The organism is Burkholderia pyrrocinia (assembly GCF_001028665.1).
GTDB classification, from domain to species: domain Bacteria; phylum Pseudomonadota; class Gammaproteobacteria; order Burkholderiales; family Burkholderiaceae; genus Burkholderia; species Burkholderia pyrrocinia.
Map to the genome: position 1 here is coordinate 1793752 of NZ_CP011503.1, position 20891 is coordinate 1814642.

Annotated in this window: 13 protein-coding genes and 2 rRNA genes; 14 read left to right on the top strand and 1 reads right to left on the bottom strand. The window is 63.3% G+C overall.

Features of this window, described 5'->3' with window-relative positions; all coding sequences use genetic code 11:
- Nucleotides 1-167 precede the first annotated feature (167 nt).
- The 4 genes from ABD05_RS08315 (at nucleotide 168) to ABD05_RS08330 (ending at nucleotide 7638) form a co-directional block, all read left to right on the top strand.
- A 23S ribosomal RNA gene (locus ABD05_RS08315) occupies nucleotides 168-3049 on the top strand.
- Between the two features lie 131 nt (nucleotides 3050-3180).
- Nucleotides 3181-3293 (top strand): 5S ribosomal RNA (rrf, locus tag ABD05_RS08320).
- Nucleotides 3294-3752: 459 nt separating this feature from the next.
- Complete coding sequence (locus ABD05_RS08325; RefSeq protein WP_047899707.1) at nucleotides 3753-5828, top strand: molybdopterin-containing oxidoreductase family protein; 2076 nt, start codon at nucleotides 3753-3755, stop codon at nucleotides 5826-5828.
- A gap of 136 nt (nucleotides 5829-5964) precedes the next feature.
- Nucleotides 5965-7638, top strand: a complete 1674-nt coding sequence (locus tag ABD05_RS08330) for a long-chain fatty acid--CoA ligase (RefSeq protein ID WP_047899708.1) — start codon at nucleotides 5965-5967, stop codon at nucleotides 7636-7638.
- 244 nt (nucleotides 7639-7882) lie between these two features.
- On the opposite strand, the gene ABD05_RS08335 is transcribed toward ABD05_RS08330, so the two are convergent.
- On the bottom strand, nucleotides 7883-9040 hold the full coding sequence (locus ABD05_RS08335) for a porin (RefSeq protein ID WP_047899709.1): 1158 nt from the start codon (nucleotides 9038-9040) through the stop codon (nucleotides 7883-7885).
- Between the two features lie 276 nt (nucleotides 9041-9316).
- Between ABD05_RS08335 and coq7 the strand changes: the two genes are divergently transcribed.
- The 10 genes from coq7 to ftsW all read left to right on the top strand — a co-directional run bounded on the left by coq7 (nucleotide 9317) and on the right by ftsW (nucleotide 20849).
- A complete protein-coding gene (gene coq7, locus ABD05_RS08340; protein ID WP_047899710.1) occupies nucleotides 9317-9943 on the top strand; it encodes a 2-polyprenyl-3-methyl-6-methoxy-1,4-benzoquinone monooxygenase in 627 nt (208 codons plus the stop codon).
- Nucleotides 9944-10329: 386 nt separating this feature from the next.
- A complete protein-coding gene (mraZ, locus tag ABD05_RS08345; RefSeq protein ID WP_006487094.1) occupies nucleotides 10330-10758 on the top strand; it encodes a division/cell wall cluster transcriptional repressor MraZ in 429 nt (142 codons plus the stop codon).
- Between the two features lie 23 nt (nucleotides 10759-10781).
- On the top strand, nucleotides 10782-11723 hold the full coding sequence (rsmH, locus tag ABD05_RS08350; protein ID WP_047901126.1) for a 16S rRNA (cytosine(1402)-N(4))-methyltransferase RsmH: 942 nt from the start codon (nucleotides 10782-10784) through the stop codon (nucleotides 11721-11723).
- Entirely contained in the window at nucleotides 11720-12061 is a 342-nt protein-coding gene (ftsL, locus tag ABD05_RS08355; protein WP_047899711.1) for a cell division protein FtsL, read from the top strand. The genes rsmH and ftsL overlap by 4 nt, the downstream gene beginning before the upstream one ends.
- Entirely contained in the window at nucleotides 12058-13905 is a 1848-nt protein-coding gene (locus tag ABD05_RS08360; RefSeq protein WP_047899712.1) for a peptidoglycan D,D-transpeptidase FtsI family protein, read from the top strand. Before ftsL ends, ABD05_RS08360 begins: the two co-directional genes overlap by 4 nt.
- Nucleotides 13902-15440, top strand: coding sequence for a UDP-N-acetylmuramoyl-L-alanyl-D-glutamate--2,6-diaminopimelate ligase (locus tag ABD05_RS08365; protein WP_047899713.1), 1539 nt, complete (start codon nucleotides 13902-13904; stop codon nucleotides 15438-15440). Before ABD05_RS08360 ends, ABD05_RS08365 begins: the two co-directional genes overlap by 4 nt.
- Nucleotides 15437-16843: a UDP-N-acetylmuramoyl-tripeptide--D-alanyl-D-alanine ligase gene (locus ABD05_RS08370; protein ID WP_047899714.1), complete on the top strand. Its 1407-nt coding sequence runs from the start codon at nucleotides 15437-15439 to the stop codon at nucleotides 16841-16843. Before ABD05_RS08365 ends, ABD05_RS08370 begins: the two co-directional genes overlap by 4 nt.
- Before the next feature lie 16 nt (nucleotides 16844-16859).
- Complete coding sequence (mraY, locus tag ABD05_RS08375) at nucleotides 16860-18029, top strand: phospho-N-acetylmuramoyl-pentapeptide-transferase (protein WP_047899715.1); 1170 nt, start codon at nucleotides 16860-16862, stop codon at nucleotides 18027-18029.
- Nucleotides 18030-18057: 28 nt separating this feature from the next.
- Nucleotides 18058-19569 carry a UDP-N-acetylmuramoyl-L-alanine--D-glutamate ligase gene (gene murD, locus ABD05_RS08380; protein WP_047899716.1) on the top strand — a complete coding sequence of 504 codons (1512 nt, stop codon included), beginning with the start codon at nucleotides 18058-18060 and terminating at the stop codon, nucleotides 19567-19569.
- The gene (gene ftsW / locus ABD05_RS08385; protein ID WP_047899717.1) at nucleotides 19566-20849 is read left to right on the top strand and encodes a putative lipid II flippase FtsW; all 1284 of its coding nucleotides are present in this window, start codon (nucleotides 19566-19568) and stop codon (nucleotides 20847-20849) included. Before murD ends, ftsW begins: the two co-directional genes overlap by 4 nt.
- The last annotated feature ends 42 nt before the right edge of the window (nucleotides 20850-20891 follow it).

The following is a 20891-nucleotide window of genomic DNA, read 5'->3' on the forward strand; positions in this document are numbered from 1 at the left end:
TAATTTGGATAGCGGAAGCGTCTTGAGATGGACGTGAAAACTATCCGGGTTGTGATTGTATCGATGTATCTCAAGATGATTCGAACTCTAAGTTTGACTCAATTGGAATACGGCACAACGCGAGAACTCAACCTGTAGCGACTGTCGACGAGACAGACTCGTTATAGGGTCAAGCGAACAAGTGCATGTGGTGGATGCCTTGGCGATCACAGGCGATGAAGGACGCGGTAGCCTGCGAAAAGCTACGGGGAGCTGGCAAACGAGCTTTGATCCGTAGATGTCCGAATGGGGAAACCCGGCCCTTTTGGGTCATCCTAGACTGAATACATAGGTCTAGTGAAGCGAACGCGGTGAACTGAAACATCTAAGTAACCGCAGGAAAAGAAATCAACCGAGATTCCCAAAGTAGTGGCGAGCGAAATGGGATGAGCCTTGCACTCTTTATTTGTATTGTTAGCCGAACGCTCTGGAAAGTGCGGCCATAGCAGGTGATAGCCCTGTAGGCGAAAACAGTATGAAAGAACTAGGTGTGCGACAAGTAGGGCGGGACACGTGAAATCCTGTCTGAAGATGGGGGGACCATCCTCCAAGGCTAAATACTCGTGATCGACCGATAGTGAACCAGTACCGTGAGGGAAAGGCGAAAAGAACCCCGGGAGGGGAGTGAAATAGATCCTGAAACCGCATGCATACAAACAGTCGGAGCCTCGTAAGGGGTGACGGCGTACCTTTTGTATAATGGGTCAGCGACTTACGTTCAGTAGCAAGCTTAACCGTATAGGGCAGGCGTAGCGAAAGCGAGTCCGAATAGGGCGTTCAGTTGCTGGGCGTAGACCCGAAACCAAGTGATCTATCCATGGCCAGGATGAAGGTGCGGTAACACGTACTGGAGGTCCGAACCCACTAACGTTGAAAAGTTAGGGGATGAGCTGTGGATAGGGGTGAAAGGCTAAACAAACTTGGAAATAGCTGGTTCTCTCCGAAAACTATTTAGGTAGTGCCTCGTGTCTCACCTTCGGGGGTAGAGCACTGTCATGGTTGGGGGGTCTATTGCAGATTACCCCGCCATAGCAAACTCCGAATACCGAAGAGTGCAATCACGGGAGACAGACATCGGGTGCTAACGTCCGGTGTCAAGAGGGAAACAACCCAGACCGCCAGCTAAGGTCCCCAAATATAGCTAAGTGGGAAACGAAGTGGGAAGGCTAAAACAGTCAGGAGGTTGGCTTAGAAGCAGCCACCCTTTAAAGAAAGCGTAATAGCTCACTGATCGAGTCGTCCTGCGCGGAAGATGTAACGGGGCTAAGCTATATACCGAAGCTGCGGATGCGTGCTTTGCACGCATGGTAGGAGAGCGTTCCGTAAGCCTGCGAAGGTGCGTTGAAAAGCGTGCTGGAGGTATCGGAAGTGCGAATGCTGACATGAGTAGCGATAAAGGGGGTGAAAGGCCCCCTCGCCGTAAGCCCAAGGTTTCCTACGCAACGTTCATCGGCGTAGGGTGAGTCGGCCCCTAAGGCGAGGCAGAAATGCGTAGCTGATGGGAAGCAGGTCAATATTCCTGCACCATTGTTAGATGCGATGGGGGGACGGATCGCGGAAGGTTGTCCGGGTGTTGGAAGTCCCGGTCGCTGCATTGGAGAAGGCGCTTAGGCAAATCCGGGCGCGGAATTCAAGGGTGTGGCGCGAGCTCCTTAGGGAGCGAAGCAATTGGAAGTGGTTCCAAGAAAAGCCTCTAAGCTTCAGTCTAACGATGACCGTACCGCAAACCGACACAGGTGGGCGAGATGAGTATTCTAAGGCGCTTGAGAGAACTCGGGAGAAGGAACTCGGCAAATTGGTACCGTAACTTCGGGATAAGGTACGCCCTTGTAGCTTGATGCGCCTGCGCGCAAAGGGTGAAGGGGTTGCAATAAACTGGTGGCTGCGACTGTTTAATAAAAACACAGCACTCTGCAAACACGAAAGTGGACGTATAGGGTGTGACGCCTGCCCGGTGCCGGAAGATTAAATGATGGGGTGCAAGCTCTTGATTGAAGTCCCGGTAAACGGCGGCCGTAACTATAACGGTCCTAAGGTAGCGAAATTCCTTGTCGGGTAAGTTCCGACCTGCACGAATGGCGTAACGATGGCCACACTGTCTCCTCCCGAGACTCAGCGAAGTTGAAGTGTTTGTGATGATGCAATCTACCCGCGGCTAGACGGAAAGACCCCATGAACCTTTACTGTAGCTTTGCATTGGACTTTGAACCGATCTGTGTAGGATAGGTGGGAGGCTATGAAACCGGAACGCTAGTTTCGGTGGAGCCGTCCTTGAAATACCACCCTGGTTTGTTTGAGGTTCTAACCTTGGCCCGTGATCCGGGTCGGGGACAGTGCATGGTAGGCAGTTTGACTGGGGCGGTCTCCTCCCAAAGCGTAACGGAGGAGTACGAAGGTACGCTAGGTACGGTCGGAAATCGTGCTGATAGTGCAATGGCATAAGCGTGCTTAACTGCGAGACCGACAAGTCGAGCAGGTGCGAAAGCAGGTCATAGTGATCCGGTGGTTCTGTATGGAAGGGCCATCGCTCAACGGATAAAAGGTACTCTGGGGATAACAGGCTGATACCGCCCAAGAGTTCATATCGACGGCGGTGTTTGGCACCTCGATGTCGGCTCATCTCATCCTGGGGCTGTAGCCGGTCCCAAGGGTATGGCTGTTCGCCATTTAAAGAGGTACGTGAGCTGGGTTTAAAACGTCGTGAGACAGTTTGGTCCCTATCTGCCGTGGGCGTTGGATATTTGAAGGGGGCTGCTCCTAGTACGAGAGGACCGGAGTGGACGAACCTCTGGTGTACCGGTTGTCACGCCAGTGGCATCGCCGGGTAGCTATGTTCGGAAGAGATAACCGCTGAAAGCATCTAAGCGGGAAACTCGCCTTAAGATGAGATATCCCTGGGGACTAGATCCCCTTGAAGGGTCGTTCGAGACCAGGACGTTGATAGGTCAGGTGTGTAAGCGCAGTAATGCGTTCAGCTAACTGATACTAATTGCCCGTAAGGCTTGATCCTATAACAAGTCTGTTTCGGCTCCAGTGATGTGAGCCAGGACTAGTTGGATTCTCGTGTGTGATACACACAACTCAAAATTACTGCTTCTTCCCGATTGGTCGCGTTGCGAAGCAGCGCGACATCCCTCTTTGCCTGATGACCATAGCGAGTCGGTCCCACCCCTTCCCATCCCGAACAGGACCGTGAAACGACTCTACGCCGATGATAGTGCGGATTCCCGTGTGAAAGTAGGTAATCGTCAGGCTCCCTAAGCCAAGAACCCCCGCCCGAAAGGCGGGGGTTTTTGCATTGGCGCGGACAAAATGCAGGCCGGCCGGGCAACGGGCAACGCGCTCGGAGTTGGGGTGCCGATGGTGTCCAAGTCACCCTCCCCAAACGCCCAATTGCAGTGCTGCATTTCCTCAATAGTCGCTATCTTTAGCGATTCATCGACTAATTGATTACATCGTCGGTCATGGTCGCAATTCCCTCCGCTTCATGCATCGCGGGCGCGGTCTGTCGTGTTCAATTTCCCATCGTCCACGACGAGTACTGGGTTGGCGGCACAGTTCTCCCTCTGCAAGAGACGCGCATCGCCGCTAAAGCGAACTCCCACGCTCCCGCATCGCTCTCCGGTCAAATAACCCAAGATCCGTACGAAAGGAACGCTTTATTCCGCGCGTCCACGTAAAATTTGCGAATCCCCATCTCTGCATTCAAAACGATGAACGCTGCCACACAGGTAGTCCGGGCCGTTTGCCCACACGATTGTCCGGACACGTGCGCCATGCGTGTGACCGTCGAGAACGGCAAGGCGATCAAGGTCACGGGCGATCCCGACCACCCGCCGACGCAGGGTGTGTTGTGCACGAAGGTCAGCCGGTATGCCGACCGGGTTCATCATCCCGATCGCCTGACGGTTCCACTCAAGCGTGTCGGCGCGAAGGGGGAAGGGCGCTTCGTGCCGATTAGCTGGAGCGAAGCGTTCGACGAGATCGGCCGTCGCCTCGGCGAAATCGCTGCGCGCGCGCCGGAAGCGATCGTGCCGTACAGCTACGCGGGGACGATGGGGCTCGTGCAGGGCGAGGGCATCGCCCAGCGGTTCTTTCACAAGATCGGCGCGTCGCAGCTCGACCGCACGATCTGCGCGGCAGCCGGTGCAGCGGGGCTGGATTACACGTATGGCGGCAGGCTCGGCATGCACCTCGAGCATTTCGAGGAAAGTGAACTGATTCTGATCTGGGGCGCGAACCCGATCGCGTCGAGCCTGCACTTCTGGACGCGTGCGCAGGAAGCGAAGCGCCGCGGCGCGCGTCTTGTCGCGATCGACCCGTATCGCTCGCTGACAGCGGAGAAATGTCATCAGCACATTGCGTTGAAGCCAGGTACCGACGGCGCATTTGCGCTGGGCATGATGCACGTGCTGATTACCGAAGACCTGCTCGATCACGACTACATCGCCAGCCATACGCTCGGCTTCGATGCGCTCAAGGCGCGGGCGATGTCCTACCCGCCGGAACGCGTTGCGCAGATCTGCGATATCGACGCGTCGGAACTGATCGACCTTGCGCGTCGCTACGGCACCACCCGCAAGGCGTCGATTCGCCTCAACTACGGCATGCAGCGCGTACGCGGCGGCGGCAACGCCGTGCGCGCGATTGCGAGCCTGCCTGCGCTGACGGGGGCCTGGCGGGATCGGGCTGGCGGGCTGTTGCTATCGTCGTCGGAATCCGCGCCGGTCAACCAGGCAGCGCTGCTGCGCCCGGATTTGATGCCGGGTTGGCCGCACAAACTGCCGCGCATCATCAACATGAACGCGATCGGCGATGCGCTGTTGCACGCTGGCGATGCAACGTTCGGGCCGAAGGTCGAAGCGGTGATCGTGTACAACTCGAATCCGGTGGCAGTCGCGCCGGATTCTTCGAAGGTCGCCGCGGGGTTTTCGCGCGACGACCTGTTCACGGTCGTTCTCGAGCATTTCAAGACAGATACCGTTGATTTTGCCGATATCGTGCTGCCGGCGACCACGCAGTTGGAGCATCTGGACGTCCACAAATCGTACGGCCACACCTACGTGATGGCGAACCTGCCGTCGATTCCGCCGGTCGGAGACGCACGGCCGAACACGGAGATTTTTCGCGGCATCGCGCACAGCATGGGGCTCGACGAGCCCGCGCTTTATCATAGCGACGAAGAGGTCGCGCGCGCGGCGCTCCGATGGGACGATCCAACGCTCGACAGCGACTGGGAGACGTTGAAGCGGGAAGGCTGGCTGAAGCTCAAGCTGCCGGACGCGCCGTTCGCGAATGGCGGTTTCCGTACGCCGTCGGGCAAGTGCGAGTTCTATAGCCCGCGGCTCGAGCAGATGGGCATGGATCCCGTTCCCGATTACCTGCCGCCATTCGAATCGGCAGAGTCCGCGCCCGAACTTGCCGCACGTTATCCGCTCGCGATGATTTCGCCGCCGGCGCGCCACTTCCTGAACAGCACGTTCGTGAACGTCGATAGCCTGCGCACCACGGAGGGCGAGCCGCACCTCGACATGCACCCGTCCGACGCCGAGGCGCGCGGCATCGCGGAGGGGGATGTCGTACGTATCTTCAACGACCGCGGATCCATGCAGGCGCTCGCGAGAGTTACCGATCGCGCACGTGCAGGGCTCGTTGTCGGGCTGTCGATCTGGTGGAAGAAGCTGTCGCCGGACGGCCGGAACGCAAACGAGGTGACGAGCCAGGCGTTGACCGATCTCGGCAATTCGGCGACGTTTTACGATTGCCTTGTGGAAGTTGAGCGAATTTGATCGAATACCCCCGTATGATCAGACAAATTTACGCGGAAGTTCGAAGTGGACATCTAACCCTGTTGTATCGGGGCGGGCGAGCCGTTACGATGCGTTTTAGCACGACCATTCGAAAATCTGTGAGGAGACGCGCAGTATGGAAAAAATTTGGCTGAAATCGTACCCACCCGGCGTTCCAGCCGAAATTGACGCGTCTCCTTATCCATCTGTCCCGGACCTCCTCGACGAAAGCTTCCGGCAGTATCGCGACCGTACGGCGTTCGTCTGCATGGGCAAGGGCATCACGTACGGCGAACTCGACAAGCTGTCGCGTCAGTTCGGCGCGTGGCTGCAATCCCGTGGTCTCGTGCGCGGTGCGCGCGTCGCAATCATGATGCCGAACGTGCTGCAGTACCCGGTGACGATTGCCGCGGTACTGCGCGCCGGCTATACCGTCGTCAACGTCAATCCGCTCTACACGCCGCGCGAGCTCGAACATCAGTTGAAGGACAGCGGCGCCGAGGCGATCGTCATCCTCGAGAATTTCGCATCGACGCTGCAAGCCGTCATCGCCAATACGGCCGTCAAGCATGTCGTCGTCGCATCGATGGGCGACTTGCTGGGCATCAAGGGATGGCTCGTCAATTACGTCGTGCGCAACGTGAAGAAGATGGTGCCTGCGTGGCAGTTGCCATCGTTTACGCGCTTCAAGGCCGCGCTGTCGGAAGGTGCGCGGCAGGCGTTCAAGCCGCAGAAGATCGGCCCCGACGACGTCGCGTTCCTGCAATACACGGGGGGCACGACCGGCGTCGCGAAGGGCGCGACGCTGCTGCACCGGAATATCGTGTCGAACGTGCTGCAGGCCGGCGCCTGGCATCATCCGGCTCATGAGAAGTTCCCGGAGGTGAAACAGTTCGTGACGGTTGTCGCGCTGCCGCTGTATCACGTGTTCGCGCTGACCGTCTGCGGTTTCCTGACGATGCGCACGGGGGGCATGGGCATCCTGATCCCGAACCCGCGCGACATCGCCGGCATGATCAAGGAGCTGAAGGGCTATCAGATCTCGACGATTCCGGCCGTCAATACGCTGTACAACGCACTGCTGAACCATCCCGAATTCGATCAGCTCGACCTGTCCAAGCTCGTGATCGCCAACGGCGGCGGCATGGCGATCCAGGAGGGCGTCGCGAAGCGCTGGTATGAGAAGACCCATACGGCGATCATCGAAGGATACGGGCTGTCCGAGACGTCGCCGGTGGCGACCTGCAACCCGGTGACGGCGACCGAGTACAGCGGGACGATCGGCCTGCCGCTGCCGTCGACCGAAGTGGCGATTCGCGACGACGCCGGCAATGACGTTGCGCTCGGCGAGCCCGGCGAGATCTGCATCCGCGGGCCGCAGGTGATGGCCGGCTACTGGAACCGGCCGGACGAGACCGAGAAGGTCATGTTCCCGGACGGCTTCTTCAAGACGGGCGACGTCGGCGTGATGGATGCGCGCGGTTACGTGAAGATCGTCGACCGGAAGAAGGACATGATTCTCGTGTCCGGCTTCAACGTGTATCCGAACGAAGTCGAGGACGTGGTGGCGTCGCATCCGGGCGTGTTCGAGGTGGCGGCGGTCGGCGTGCCGGACGAGCATTCCGGCGAAGCCGTGAAGCTGTTCATCGTCAAGAAGGACCCGGCGCTCACCGACAAGGACATCCTTGCCTACTGCAAGGAGCGGCTCACCGGTTACAAGCGGCCGAAACTGGTCGAGTTCCGCACCGAGCTGCCGAAAACGAACGTCGGCAAGATCCTGCGGCGCGAGTTGCGCGACGGACGCGCGTAGCGGCGCGGTTGAACGGAAGAGCCCGGCTTGTGTCGGGCTTTTTTGTTTGCAGAGCGAGTGTGGGTTGGAAGAGGTGGTTTCGCGGGCGGATCGGGAGTTTCTACGCAGCGGACGGACGCGGAGCCCCGGCGACGCATGATGCGCGACCAGTCGATCCGCCGCACTCCCGCTTTGCCGCCGCACCGCAAAAGAAAAAGGCGCCCGAAGGCGCCTTCAATATGCTGCGGCTTGTCAGGCAAGCTGATTAGAACTTGTGACGGATGCCGACGCGTGCTGCGACCTGGTTGCTGGTGCTCGACCCTGCGAGACCGTTGATCGCTGCCTTTGCCTGAACGACGTTGCCGTTCGCGTCGAGCGCGTTGCCCGATGCGTGCTGGTACACGCCGATCACGTAGACGTCGGTGCGCTTCGACAGGAAGTAGTCGACGCCCAGCGAGCCCTGGTGGTACTTGGCTGCCGAGTTGCCGTCGATCTTGCTGCCTTGCGTGTAGTCGTACGCTGCGCCGAGAATCAGCGCCGGGGTCAGCTGATACTTGAAGTTGATTTCGCCGTTGTTGAACGTCGCGGTCTGGTTCACGAACGGACCGACCGAGAAGCCCTTGAACTTCGTGTTCGAGTACGTTGCGCCGATGGTCGCTGCGCCGAACGTGTAAGCGCCGCCCGCGCCGATGACCTGGTACGTGTTCGCGTTGTTCGCGTATGCGCCGTAGACCGGCGACGACACTGCCGTCGTCGCAGCCGTCGAGCCGTTGTTGAACATGCCGCCGAAGTTGCCCGGCGTACGTGCGTTCAAGTAGCCGACACCCAAGACCAACGGGCCGTTGTTGTAGCCTGCGCCGAGCGACCAGACCTGGTTCTTCGAGAACTGGCCTGCCTGGCCGCCGAAGCTGTACAAGCCGCCGAACGTGAAGCCGCCAAACGACTGGCTCGTGAACTTGACCGCGTTGTTCACACGATAGGCGTTGTTGAAGTTGTCGAGGTCGCCCGGGTGAGCCGCGATGTAGCCGCCCCACTGGTCGCCTGCCTCGAGCGGGCCGACGAAGTCGACGACGGAGTCGTACTGACGACCCAGCGTGACCGTACCGTACTGGCTCGACAGGCCGACGTAAGCCTGACGGCCGAACATCAGGCCGCCCTGACCGAGCTTGCCGCTGTTCACGTCGAAACCGTTTTCGAGGGTGAAGATCGCCTTCAGGCCGCCACCGAGGTCTTCGGTGCCGCGCAGGCCGAAGCGGCTGCCTTGCATCACGCCGCTTGCCATGCTGTACAGGTGCTTGCCGCCCGCGTTGTTGTTGAAGAGCAGGCCTTCATCGATGATGCCGTAAAGCGTCACGCTGCTTTGCGCATGGGCAGCGCCAGCAAACGCGCCCAGCGCGACGAGCGCGAGAAGCGACTTTTTCATTAACGGATCTCCAAGAATCACTGAATTTTTTTGGCGGGGCGGATAGTTATGTTCTGTTGACGGGCCCCATCAACTTCACAAGAAGTCGCACGTAATGTAGCAAAACCGTTTTTTGCCACAAAGCGAAATGCCGCAGCTCAAGGTCGCCATGTTTCCTTTATGCAACAATGGTTAAAATCACGGGTTAACCGCAATTTCCGCTGAATAATCAAGTCGGTTACGCAGCGGACTCGTGCCCGTGCCGCTCGCGGCGGCACATGCAGCCAGGAGAACAGGATGGTGTTGGATGAACTGATCAACGAATTCGATCGCGGCCTGCGATCGCTGACCGGCATCAGCCGGATGAGCCGGCCGGTGCCCGCGCCGGCCGACGCGCCGGACGTCGAGCTGACGCCCGCGGAGCGGACGCATGCCGCCGGGCTGATGCGCGTGAACCACGTCGGCGAAGTCTGCGCGCAGGCGCTCTACCAGGCGCAGAAACTCACCGCGCGCACGGCGTCGGCGAAGGCGATGTTCGAGGAGGCCGCGCGTGAGGAGGAGGACCACCTCGCGTGGACCGCGCACCGCCTGAAAGAACTCGATTCGCGCCCGAGCCTGCTGAACCCGCTGTGGTATGCCGGCGCGCTTGCGATCGGCGTGGCGGCCGGCACGCTCGGCGACAAGGTCAGCCTCGGTTTCATGGCCGAGACGGAGCGGCAGGTCGAAAATCACCTGGAAGGCCATATGTCGGAGCTGCCGGCGGCCGACACCGCGTCGCGCGCGATCGTCGACCAGATGCGTATCGACGAAGTGAAGCACGGCAAGGCCGCGACCGACGCAGGCGGGATCGAACTGCCGCTGCCCGCGCGGATGCTGATGCGCGCCGCGTCGAAAGTCATGACGAGCACTGCGTACTATCTGTGAGATTTGCGCCGGGGCGACGCGTGACGCCGCCCCGGTTCACCGCCCCCGATACCGCCCGTTTATTCCACGTTTTCCCGCCCCCGAAAGCCCCGTCCGCACACCCGTCTGGCTCGTCTTTCTCATGTATCACCTTCACATGTTGCACTAGCTCATTCATTTATAACGGTTTTTGGAATGAGGGGCCGCATGAGCATGTGCGCGTAAGTCCTTGTTCTAACTAACAAAATTCGTCAAAAAAGCGGGCCGCTCCCTTGACCGTGCCACACCCTTCCTCTAAAGTGGGAGACAGTGTGAGAAAGTGTATTTTTGTGTGATTTGGCGGGCTATTCCGGCTAAATTCTCAGCATTGGTCGGGTACTTCGGTGCCCTGAACGGGAGAGCGGAAAGTGTTCCAAGGGGCGTCGGCGCTGACGCTCGATGCGAAAGGGCGGATGTCGGTGCCGGCTCGCTATCGCGAAGCGCTGCAAGGACAGGCAGAAGGACGGGTGACTGTGACCAAGCACCCGGACGGCTGCCTGTTGCTGTTTCCGCGCCCTGAATGGGAAGTGTTCCGCGCCAAGATCGCCGCGCTGCCGATGGACGCGCACTGGTGGCGGCGAATTTTTCTCGGCAATGCGATGGACGTCGATCTCGACAGCGCGGGCCGGATTCTTGTATCGCCCGAGCTGCGCATGGCAGCCGGACTGGAAAAGGAAGTCATGTTGTTGGGAATGGGTAGTCACTTCGAGCTGTGGGATTCGCAGACCTACAACGCGAAGGAGCAGGCAGCGATGGCGCAGGGCATGCCCGACGCGCTGAAGAATTTCACGTTCTGATTGCGGTGACGGAGACGCCCGCGATGGGAAACGAATTGCAGCATCGGACAGTGTTGTTGGATGAAGCGGTCGAGTCGCTCGTGACGCGGCCGGATGGCGTTTATGTCGACGGCACGTTCGGGCGCGGCGGTCACAGCCGCGCGGTGCTTGAGCGGCTGGCGCCGACCGGGCGGCTGATCGCGTTCGACAAGGATCCGAGGGCGATCGAGACGGCGCAGGGCATCGAGGATGCGCGCTTCTCGATCGTGCATGACAGCTTTGCATCGATGCGCGACGCGCTTGCGGCGCGCGGCGTCGAGAAGGTGTCGGGTGTGTTGCTGGATCTGGGCGTGTCCTCGCCGCAGGTGGACGATCCGGCGCGCGGCTTCAGCTTCCGCGCCGATGGTCCGCTGGACATGCGAATGGATCCGACGCGTGGCGAGTCGGCGGCCGAATGGCTCGCGCGGGCTTCGGTGCAGGAATTGACGGAGGTGATACGAGATTATGGGGAAGAACGGTTTGCTTTTCAGATTGCAAAGGCGCTTGTTGCTCGCCGGGCAGAGTCCGACCGTCTTGGGCCTCTCGACACCACGGGCGAGCTTGCCCAAATCGTGGGTCACGTCGTCAAAACCCGTGAGAAGGGCAAGGATCCGGCAACCCGCACCTTTCAGGCTATACGGATTCACGTCAATCAAGAGCTTGCGGACCTGCAAGTCGTACTAGACGCGGCACTGTCGTTGCTGGAGCAAGGGGGGCGGCTGGTGGTCATCAGCTTTCATTCACTCGAGGACCGGATCGTCAAGCGATTCATGCAGGCACACGCCAGTGCGCCCGCGGTCGATCGTCGCCTGCCGATCCGTGCCGTCGACCTCCCGAGCCCGCCGCTCAAGATCATCAGCCGCCAGTTTCCGAGTGAAGCGGAGGTCGCCGCGAATCCGCGCGCCCGGTCCGCCGTGATGCGCATTGCGGAGCGCGTCACGCCATGAGCCGCTTCAATATCTTCCTGCTGATCATCGTGATGGGCTGCGCGCTGTCGGTCGTCAACTCGACGAACCAGCAGCGGCAGATCTTCATCCAGTTGCAGCGCGCGCAGTCGCAGGAGCGTCAGCTCCAGCAGGACTACGCGCAGCTTCAATATCAGCAGAGCGCGCTGTCGAAGACGTCGCGCATCGAGCAGCTCGCGAACGACTCGCTGAAGATGCAGCCGATCACGACCGGCCGCACGCAATACCTGACGCTGCCGCCGGGCGCCGCGAAGGCGATCGACGCGCCGATCCCTGCTTCGGCCGACACGGCCGGCAAGGGCAAGGGGGCCGCGCGATGAAGCCGTCGCAAAAGCGCCAGAACGTGAAATTCACGTCGAGCCCCGTGCTGGGCGTGCATCTGCCGATGTGGCGCTCGAAGCTCGTCGTGTTCATGCTGTTCATGGCGTTCGTCGCGCTGGCCGCACGGGCGTTCTGGATCCAGGGGCCCGGCAACGCGTTCTACCAGAAGCAGGGCGAAAGCCGCTACCAGCGCACGCTCGAGCTGCCCGCGACGCGCGGCAAGATCCTCGACCGTAACGGGCTCGTGCTCGCGACGAGCCTCCCCGTACGCGCGATCTGGGCGATTCCCGACGCGGTGCCGGACGATCTCGACGCCGACAAGGTCAACCAGCTCGGCAAGCTCCTCGGCATGACGCCGAAGGAACTGCGCGTGAAGCTTTCGCAAGACAAGGGTTTCGTCTACGTAAAGCGCCAGGTGCCGATCGACATCGCGGACAAGGTCGCCGCGCTCGACATTCCGGGCATCTACCAGCGCAACGAATACAAGCGCTTCTATCCGGAAGGCGAGATCACCGCGCACCTGATCGGCTTCACGAACGTCGAGGACGAAGGGCAGGAGGGCGTCGAGCTCGGCGACCAGAAGATGCTGTCCGGCACGTCGGGCGTGCGCCGCGTGATCAAGGACCGGATGGGGCACATCGTCGAGGACGTCGCCGAGCAGATCCCGCCGCACAACGGGACCGACGTCGACCTGTCGATCGACAGCAAGATCCAGTACATCGCGTACGCGAACCTGAAGGCCGCCGTCGAGAAATTCAAGGCGAAGGCCGGCGCGGCGATGGTCGTCGACGTGCGCACCGGCGAGGTGCTCGCGCTCGTCAACTACCCGACTTACAACCCGAACGACCGCTCGCGCATGACGGGCGAGCAGTTGCGCAACCGGATCATGACCGACGTGTTCGAACCGGGTTCGATCATGAAGCCGTTCACGGTGTCGCTCGCGCTCGACCTGCATCGCGTGACGCCGAACACGCTCGTCGAGACGGGCAACGGGCATTTCGTGCTCGACGGCGCACCAATTACCGACGACGCGGGTTTCGGCACGCTGACGGTCGGCGGCGTGATCCAGAAGTCGAGCAACATCGGCGCGACGAAGATCGCGATGACGATGCGGCCCGAGGAAATGTGGAATATGTATACCGGCATCGGCCTCGGTCAGGCGCCGAAGGTCGGCTTCCCGGGCGCGGTGGCCGGCCGCCTGCGGCCGTGGAAGAGCTGGCGGCGCATCGAGCAGGCGACGATGTCGTACGGCTACGGCCTGTCGGTGTCGCTGTTCCAGCTCGCTCGGGCGTACACGGCGATCGCGCACGACGGCGAGCTGATGCCCGTGACCATTTTCAAGACCGACCCCAACCAGCAGGTCGTGGGCACGCAGGTGTTCAACCCGACCACCGCGCGCGAAGTGCGCGCGATGCTCGAGACGGTGGTCGCGCCGGGCGGCACGTCGCCGGATGCGGCCGTGCCGGGCTATCGCGTCGGCGGCAAGAGCGGTACCGCGTACAAGCATGAAGGCCATGGTTATACGCGCAAGTACCGCGCATCGTTCGTCGGCATGGCGCCGATGCCGAATCCGCGTATCGTCGTCGCGGTGTCGGTCGACGAGCCGACCGCCGGCAGCCACTTCGGCGGCCAGGTGTCCGGCCCCGTATTCTCGGCGATCGCCGGCGACACGATGCGTGCGCTGAACGTGCCGCCGAACATGCCGATCAAGCAGCTCGTCGTGTCTGACGATTCGCCGGCAGCACCTGCCGCACCGGGGCCGCAAAAGCTGGCCGCGGGTGGCGGTGCGAAGCATATGATCGTGTCCAGCACGACGCGTAATTCACCAGGAGTTGTTCGATGAGCGCCGCCCGCAGTTCCCATCCGGCGCATCAGCAGATCGCAGCCGCGCTTGCGTGGCTGCGTCAGCATGTGGCCCCCGCCGCGCAACTGCATGCCGACACGCGCAGCCTCAAGGCTGGCGACGTGTTTGTCGCGTATGCGGTCGACGGGGCAGACAACCGCGCCTTCATTGTCGACGCCGTCGCACGTGGTGCGGCCGCCGTGCTGTATCAGCCGGAAGGGCTGGCCGCCGCGCCGGCCGTGCCCGTCGCGCTCGCGGTGCCGGCGCTCGACCAGCTCGCCGGCGAGATCGCCAGCGGCTGGTACGGCGATCCGAGCGACAGCCTGCTCGCGGTGGGTGTAACGGGTACGAACGGCAAGACCTCGTGCACGCAATGGATTGCCGCCGCGCTGACGGCGCTGCACCAGCCGTGCGCCGTGATCGGCACGCTCGGCAGCGGGATGCCGGGCCAGCTCGTGCCGACGGGCTTCACGACACCCGACGCGCCGCAACTGCAGCGCAGCCTGGCGCAGTTGCGCGACGCGGGTGCGAAGGCCGTGGCGATGGAGGTGTCGTCGCACGCGCTGCATCAGGGGCGCGTGAACGGTACCGCGTTCGACATCGCGGTATTTACGAATCTCACGCAGGATCACCTCGACTATCACGGCACGTTCGACGCGTACGAGACCGCGAAGGCGAAGCTGTTCGCATGGCGCGGCCTGCGCGCGGCGGTCGTCAACCGCGACGACGCAGCCGGCCAGCGCCTGCTCGAAAAACTGGCCGGCCGCGTACGCACGATCGCGTACGGGATCGGCGACGCGCAGACGCCCGACGCCGATCGCGAACTGGTCGCGCTCGACGTGCGCGCCACCGCGACCGGCACGGCATTCCGGCTGCATTCGTCGTGGGGCGACGCGGACGTCGAAGTCGGCACGCTCGGCACGTTCAACGTCAGCAACCTGCTCGCCGTGCTCGGCTCGCTGCTCGCGGCCGACGTGCCGTTCGACGCGGCGCTTGCCGAGATCGAACGGCTCGAGTCCGTCAACGGCCGGATGCAGCGGCTCGGCGGCCGGCTGCAGAACGACGAACCGCTCGTCGTGATCGACTACGCGCACACGCCCGACGCGCTCGAGAAGACGCTCGACGCGCTGCGCCCGATCGCCGCGGCGCGTGGTGGCCGGCTCGTCTGCATGTTCGGCTGCGGCGGCGATCGCGATGCGACGAAGCGGCCGCTGATGGGCGCGATCGCGGAGCGGCTCGCCGACGAGATCGTCGTCACGAGCGACAACCCGCGCAGCGAAGATCCGCAGCGCATCATCGACCAGATCGTCGCGGGCATGATCGCGCCCGATCGCGCACGCCGGATCGAGGATCGCGCGAGCGCGATCCTGCAGGCCGTGCGCGGCGCCGCACGCGAAGATGTCGTCGTGCTGGCCGGCAAGGGCCACGAAGCAACGCAGGAAATCATGGGCAAGAAGCGTACGTTCTCCGACCAGGATCACGCGCGGCTCGCGCTGGCAGCGCGCGCGACGCACGGCAAGGGAGGCGGCGAATGACGATGCTCAGTCTCGGTGAAGCCGCCCGCCTGATTCCCGGTGCAACCGTTCACGGCGATGCGGCCGTCACCTTCGACCGCGTGTCGACGGACAGCCGCACGGTCGGCCCGGGCGACCTGTTCGTCGCGCTGAAAGGCGAGCGCTTCGATGCGCACGACTTCCTTGGCGATGTCGCCGCGCGCGGCGCTGCCGCGGCGCTGGTCGCGCACGTGCCGGCGGGCCTCGCGATGCCGGCGATCGAAGGCGGCGAAACGCGTGCCGCGCTCGGCGCGCTCGCGCACGGCTGGCGCAAACGATTCCCGGTGCCGCTCGTCGCGGTGACGGGCAGCAACGGCAAGACGACCGTCAAGGAAATGATCGCGTCGATCTTCGCGGCGGCGGTCGGCACCGACGCGCGGCTCGCGACGGCCGGCAACCTGAACAACGACGTCGGCCTGCCGCTGACGCTGCTGCGCCTGTCGGCCGCGCATCGCCTCGCGGTGATCGAACTCGGGATGAACCACCCGGGCGAGACCGAGATCCTTGCGCGCCTCACGGCGCCGACGGTCGCGCTCGTCAACAACGCGCAGCGCGAGCACCAGGAATTCATGGCGACGGTCGAAGCCGTCGCGCTCGAACACGCGGCCGTGATTCACGCACTGCCGCCGGACGGCGTCGCGGTGTTCCCGGCCGACGACGCGTACGCGGGCATCTGGCGCGTCGCGGCGACCGGCAACCGGATCCTCGATTTTGCGTTGCACGATGCCGAACGGCAGAACGACGCACAGGTCACGGGCCGTCTTCACGGCGGCGAACTCGCGATCGACACGCCGGCCGGCGCCGTCACGGTGCGGCTGCGTGCGCTCGGCGAGCACAACGCGCGCAACGCGCTGGCCGCGACGGCCGCGGCGTTGGGCGCCGGCGTCGCGCTGTCGGCGATCAGGCAGGGCCTCGAATCGTTCGAACCGGTCAAGGGCCGGCTGCAGGTGAAGCCGGCGATCGCGGGCAGTCTCGCGGGCGCGACGGTCGTCGACGATACGTACAACGCGAACCCCGATTCGATGCGTGCCGCGATCGACGTGCTCGCCGCGCATCCGGCGCCGCGCGTGCTGGTGATCGGCGACATGGGCGAGGTCGGCGACGAAGGGCCGGCATTCCATCGCGAGATCGGCGCATACGCGCGCGAGCGCGGGATCGACGCGCTGTTCGCGCTCGGCGATGCATCGCGCGATGCGTGTACGGCATACGGCGACACGGCCCGCCATTTCGACGACGTCGGCGCGCTCGTGTCGGCGCTGCTCGCGGCGGGCTACGGCGCACAGGCGACGGTGCTCGTGAAGGGCTCGCGGTACATGAAGATGGAGCGCGTGGTCGACGCGCTGACGAACCAACCCGCGGCGGGCGCGACGCCCGCTGCACACTGAGTAGAAGGAAGGAAGCATGCTGCTGGCGCTGGCGCAATGGCTGCAAGGAGACGCAAGCTTTTTGCGCTTGTTCACGTACCTCACGTTCCGGGCGGTGATGGCCACCATCACCGCGCTGGGGATCGGGCTCGTGTGCGGTCCGTGGGTGATCCGCAAGCTGACGCAAATGAAGGTCGGGCAGGCCGTGCGCAAGGACGGCCCGCAGACTCACCTCGTCAAGTCCGGCACGCCGACGATGGGCGGCGTGCTGATCCTGATCGGCATCGCGGTCGCGACGCTGCTGTGGGGCGACCTGACGAACCGTTTCATCTGGATCGTGATGCTCGTCACGTTCGGTTTCGGCGTGATCGGCTGGGTCGACGATTACCGCAAGGTCGTCCACAAGGACCCGCGCGGGATGTCGTCCCGCGAGAAGTATTTCTGGCAGTCGGTGATCGGGCTGTTCGCGGCCGTCTACCTCGCCTTCAGCGTGTCCGAGGCGAACAACGTGCGCGTGTTCGACCTGTTCATGGCGTGGGTGCGCAGCGGCCTGTCGATGGGGCTGCCGGCCCGCGCCGACCTGATGCTGCCGTTCCTGAAGTCGATCAGCTACCCGCTCGGCGTGTGGGGCTTCATCGTGCTGACCTACTTCGTCATCGTCGGCGCGAGCAACGCGGTGAACCTGACCGACGGCCTCGACGGTCTCGTGATCATGCCGGTCGTGCTGGTCGGTGCGTCGCTCGGTGTGTTCGCGTACGTGATGGGCAGCGCGGTCTATTCAAAATACCTGCTGTTCCCGCACATCCCGGGCGCGGGCGAACTGCTGATCTTCTGTTCCGCGATGGGCGGGGCAGGGCTCGCGTTCCTCTGGTTCAACACGCACCCCGCGCAGGTGTTCATGGGCGACGTGGGCGCGCTGGCACTCGGCGGCGCGCTCGGCACGGTCGCGGTGATCGTGCGCCAGGAAATCGTGCTGTTCATCATGGGTGGCATCTTCGTCGCGGAAACGCTGTCGGTGATGCTGCAGGTTTCGTGGTTCAAGTACACGAAAAAGCGCTACGGGGAAGGGCGGCGCCTGCTGAAGATGGCGCCGCTGCATCACCATTTCGAATTGTCCGGCTGGAAGGAAACGCAGGTGGTGGTGCGTTTCTGGATCATCACGCTGATGCTGTGCCTGTTCGGTCTGACCACCCTCAAGTTGCGGTAAAGGAAAGGTAACAAGGATGTCTGGCGAGATGTTTGGAGATCGGCAACGGCCGATGGTGCTCGTACTGGGGCTCGGGGAATCGGGTCTCGCGATCGCGCGATGGTGCGCGAGGCACGGGTGCCGGCTGCGAATTGCCGATACCCGCGAGGCGCCGCCCAACCTTGCCGCGCTGCAGGCCGAAGGTATCGATGCGGAATTCGTCGGCGGGGCGTTCGCGCCCGCGCTGCTCGACGGCGGCGTCGAGATCGTCGGGCTGAGCCCTGGCCTGTCGCCGCTCGAGCCGGCGCTCGCGGCGCTGGTCGCGGCCGCGAACGAGCGCGGGATCGCGGTGTGGGGCGAGCTGGAATTCTTCGCGCAGGCGCTGCGCGCGCTCGGCACGAGCGGCTACCAGCCGAAGGTGCTCGCGATCACCGGCACCAACGGCAAGACCACGACGACGAGCCTTACGGGCCTGCTGTGCCAGCGCGCGGGCAAGAAGGTCGCCGTCGCAGGCAACATCAGCCCGGCGATGCTCGACCGGCTCGCGGGCGCGATCGACGAAACGGCGCTGCCCGACGTGTGGGTGCTCGAACTGTCGAGCTTCCAGCTCGAGACCGCGCGCACGTTCGCGCCGGATGCGGCCGCGATCCTCAACATCACGCAGGACCACCTCGACTGGCACGGCAGCTTCGATGCGTACGCGCAGGCAAAGGGCCGGATCTTCGGCGCGACGACGACGCGCGTGCTGAACCGCGACGATGCGGCCGTGATGAAGTTCGCGCCGGCAGCGGGCGTGGCAGACGCGCCGCGCACGGTCACGTTCGGCCTGAACGAGCCGACGCAGGACGGCGACTACGGGCTGTCGCGCGACAACGGCATTGCGTGGCTGGTGGAAGCCGTCGATCGCGACGCGCCGGATGAAGCGGCGCCGACCCGCCGGCGCAAGCGCGACGCCGCGCATACGCCCGACATCGCGCAGAAGCGCCTGATGCCGGCCGATGCGCTGCGCATCCGCGGGCTGCACAACGCGGCGAACGCGCTGGCCGCGTTCGCGCTCGCGCGTGCAATCGACCTGCCGGCCGCGCCGCTGCTGCACGCGCTGCGCGAATACCGCGGCGAGGCGCATCGCGTCGAAGTGATCGCGACGATCGATGACGTGGACTACGTCGACGACAGCAAGGGCACGAACGTGGGCGCGACGGTTGCCGCGCTCGACGGGCTCGCGCAGAGGATCGTGCTGATCGCCGGTGGCGACGGCAAGGGGCAGGATTTCGCGCCGCTGGTCGCGCCGGTCGCGCGCTGGTGCCGCGCGGTGATGCTGATCGGTCGCGACGCACCGGCGATTCGCGACACGCTCGCCGAAACGGGCGTGCCGCTCGCCGAGCATGCGACGCTCGAAGGCGCGGTGCACGCGGCGGCCGACCTGGCGGAGCCGGGTGACGCGGTGCTGCTGTCGCCCGCGTGCGCGAGCCTCGACATGTTCAGGAACTACGCCCATCGCGCGGATGTGTTCCGCGCGGCGGTCGACGAAATCGCCATCGACAAAGGAGCGACGCCATGAGCTGGTCCGATCGCCTCGTCTCCCGTTTCAACGATCGGCGCGATGCCGGCGGCAACGCCGCGGGCGGTCGCGTCGCGTCGGCCACGCGCGCCGCGACGGGCGGCCTCGCGAGCGTCGTCAATGGCGTGCGCCCGAGCCGCTCGCGGATGCTCGACTTCGACTACTCGCTTCTGTGGGTGGCGATCGCGTTGCTCGGGCTTGGCGTCGTGATGGTGTACTCGGCGTCGATTGCAATGCCCGATTCGCCGAAATACGCGTCGTATCACGATTACGCGTTCCTGATGCGCCACTGCGTGTCGCTCGTCGTCGCGTTCATCGCGGCGGTGATCGCGTTCCGCGTGCCCGTGTCGACGTGGGACAAGTACGCGCCGCATCTCTTCCTTATCGCGCTCGTCAGCCTCGTGATCGTGCTGATCCCGCACGTCGGCAAGGGCGTGAACGGCGCGCGCCGCTGGATTCCGCTCGGCATCACGAACATGCAACCGTCGGAAGTCATGAAGCTCGCGGTGACGATCTACGCGGCGAACTACACGGTGCGCAAGCAGGAATACATGCAGAGCTTCGCGAAGGGCTTCCTGCCGATGGCTTGCGCGGTGGGCCTCGTCGGCGCGCTGCTGCTGCTCGAGCCGGACATGGGCGCATTCATGGTGATCGCCGCGATCGCGATGGGCGTGCTGTTCCTCGGTGGCGTGAACGGCAAGCTGTTCGGCGGCCTCGTCGCGACGGCGGTCGGCACGTTCACGATGCTCGTGTGGCTGTCGCCGTGGCGTCGCGAGCGGATCTTCGCGTATCTCGACCCGTGGGACGAGCGCTACGCGCAGGGCAAGGCCTACCAGCTCACGCATTCGCTGATCGCGTTCGGCCGCGGCGAATGGTTCGGCGTCGGCCTTGGCGGCAGCGTCGAGAAGCTCAATTACCTGCCGGAAGCGCATACCGACTTCATCCTCGCGGTGATCGGCGAGGAACTCGGTTTCATCGGCGTGATGGTCGTGATCCTGCTGTTCTACTGGATCGTGCGCCGTGCGTTCGAGATCGGCCGTCAGGCGCTCGCGCTCGACCGCACGTTCGCGGGGCTGACGGCGAAGGGCATCGGTATCTGGTTCGGCGCGCAGGCGTTCATCAACATGGGCGTGAACCTCGGGCTGCTGCCGACCAAGGGCCTGACGCTGCCGCTGGTGAGCTACGGCGGCTCGGGCATTCTGCTGAACTGCGTCGCGCTCGCGGTGCTGCTGCGGGTCGACTATGAAAATCGCGTACTGATGCGGGGAGGGAAGGTATGACCTCCCCGTGTCAGTACGCGATTTCGGCGAAGGCTAACTTCG